The organism is Streptomyces sp. SID3343 (genome assembly GCF_009865215.1).
GTDB lineage: Bacteria > Actinomycetota > Actinomycetes > Streptomycetales > Streptomycetaceae > Embleya.
In genome coordinates, this window is sequence record NZ_WWJX01001488.1 from 1 (window position 1) to 2,494 (window position 2,494).

2 protein-coding genes are annotated in these 2,494 nt (G+C 71.5%); both read right to left on the reverse strand.

Features of this window, described 5'->3' with window-relative positions; translation table 11 throughout:
- Positions 1–1,161: acetyl-CoA C-acyltransferase (locus GT354_RS47400; protein ID WP_161363992.1), on the reverse strand; the 1,161-nt coding region annotated here is incomplete at its 3' end.
- Positions 1,161–2,381 carry an acetyl-CoA acetyltransferase gene (locus tag GT354_RS47405; RefSeq protein WP_202513097.1) on the reverse strand — a complete coding sequence of 407 codons (1,221 nt, stop codon included), beginning with the start codon at positions 2,379–2,381 and terminating at the stop codon, positions 1,161–1,163. The genes GT354_RS47405 and GT354_RS47400, both read right to left, overlap by 1 nt.
- Between the last annotated feature and the right edge of the window lie 113 nt (positions 2,382–2,494).

The following is a 2,494-nucleotide window of genomic DNA, read 5'->3' on the forward strand; positions in this document are numbered from 1 at the left end:
CAACCCCGCCGCCCCACTGACCGCAGCCACCCCGAACCGCCCACCCCCACGCACGAGCTCGCTCGCGCACGCCCCCGCCAAGATCGCGCCGGTAGCCCCAAATGCGTGGCCCATCGCGATCGTGCCGCCGTTCACGTTGAACCGATCATCGCCAAAGTCCAACTCCCGCTGGGCCTTCAGACACAGCGCCGCGAACGCCTCCGCGAACTCGACCACGTCCACGTCACCCGCCCGCAGCCCCGCCCGCCCCAGCGCTTTGGAAATCGCGAGCTGACCCGCTGTCAACATCCGTACCGGGTCCGTCCCCGCCGACGCCGACGACACGATCCGGGCCACCGGGCGCAGCCCGAACCGCTCCGCCTGCGACCGAGTCCCGATCAGCACCGCACACGCTCCGTCGGCGAGCGACGGCGACGTACCCCGCGTGTGCACATGCCGAATCTCGCGCAGGTGCGGGAGATGCCGCAGCGCGAGCGCGTCCTGCCCGCTCGCGCCCAACTCGGCGAATGCCGGTTCCAGTGCGCCGAGTTCGTCGGCCCTCGTACCCGGTCGCACATGCTCGTCGTGTGCCAACCCTCCGGGAAGCGGTACGACGGCCGAGGCGAACCGACCGGACGCCCAGGCCCGTGCGGCCATTTCCTGCGTACGGGCGCCGTACTCGTCCAGTTCCGCCCGCTCGTATCCCTCCTCGGTGGCCACCACGTCCGCCGCGATGCCCATGTGGACGCTGCCGACCTTCTCGATCACGGCGGCGTCCGTCCACAGCGGCCCCTGATCCGCGAACATCGGTACCCGAGAAGCGGATTCGACCCCGCCCGCGATCACCAAATCAGCCTGTCCGGACCGCACCAGCGCCGCCGCCGACGCGACAGCGTCGATGCCCGACGCGCAGAACCGGTTGATCGTCTGCCCCGGAATCGTGTCCGGCCAACCCATCGTGAGCACGGCGGTGCGCGCGAGATTGCCGCCCTGCTCACCCACCTGCCCGGCGCACCCGAGCAACACGTCGTCCACCGCCGCCGCATCCACCTTCGTGCGCTCGACCAGCGCACCGAGCACGTGCTCGACCAGGTTCAGCGCCGTCAGGCCCGCCAACCCGCCGCGCGGCGACGCCTTCCCACGCGGCGTACGCACGCTGTCGAGGATGAACGCCTCCGCCATCACCCGTCACCGCCAAGGCCCACGATCGTGCTGACCACCGTGGTGAAGGAACCACCGACATTGACGGTGAGGGCCGTACGCGCGCCCTCCACCTGGATCGCCCCGGCCCGACCGGTGACCTGGCGCGCGGCGTCGAGCACCATCCGCACGCCCGTCGCGCCCACCGGATGGCCCAGGCCCAGCAACCCCCCGCCGGGGTTGACCGGCAGCCGGCCGCCGGGCCCGATCACGCCCTCCTCCAGCAAGCGGCCCGCGCGCCCCGGCCCGCACACACCCAGGTGTTCGAGCGCCACGAGGCCGGTGACGGTGAAGCAGTCGTGCAGTTCGGCCACATCGAGCCGACCTGTGTCGACCACCCCGGCTCGGCGATACGCGTCGCCCACCGCGCCGCGCAGGTGCGGGAACATCACCGGGCCGGGACGGGCGAGCTTGTCGGCGAGCGAAAGCGTGTCGGTACGGTGCCCGAAGCCCCGAACACACGCCAACCGCCCCGGATCCAGGCCGTGTTCGGCGACCCATCGAGGCGACGCGAGCACCACCGCCACCGCGCCGTCGGTGATCCGCCCGCAGTCGGTGCGGCGCAACCGACCGGCCACGAGCGGATTGGCCACGTCGTCAGCGGTGAAGGCCGCAGCCGGGAAGTCCCAATCCCGGGCCTGCGCAAGCGGGTTGCCCTTGGCGTTGTCGAACGCGGTACGCGCGAACGCGCCCAGGTGCGCGGGGTCCAGGCCGTACCGGGCGTCGTATGCGTCGGCGACCTCGGCGAACAGGGTCGGCCACGGATAGTCCGCGCCGACCGCCTCGTGCCCGGCCCACGCGGCGCTGCCCAAGTTCGCGGCGCCTTCTCGGGCCGAGACGTTGCGCATGAGTTCGACACCGACGACGAGCGCGAGATCGTAGTCGCCGGCCCTCAGATCCGCCCCGGCAGCGAGTACCGCACAACTCCCGGACGCGCACGCGGCCTCGTGCCGCATGCTGGGCCGACCGCTCAGCTCCGGCACGGCGGTGACTGCCAAACCGCCCAAATGCGCCTGGCCCGCGAACAATTCGCCCAGGAGGTTGCCCACGTGCACGACCTCGATGGCGGCGGCATCCACCTCGGCGTCGACGAGCGCGCCCAGGCTCGCTTCCCTCACCAGGTCGACCAGTCCGAGCCCCTCCCTGGCCCAGTTGCGCGCGAAGTCGGTCTGCGCACCGCCCAGGACGTACACGGGCATCATCACGAGTCTCCATCCGCAACACCGGAACCAGAACCGGAACCAAATCCGATACCGGCATCCGCGCCCGAACCCGAACCCGAACCCGAACCCGAACCCGAACCCGAACCCGAACC

Bases quoted from the DNA above. Each gene is read 5' to 3' on its own strand.
- GT354_RS47405 (WP_202513097.1), bottom strand. From the start codon at position 2,381: ATGATGCCCGTGTACGTCCTGGGCGGTGCGCAGACCGACTTCGCGCGC.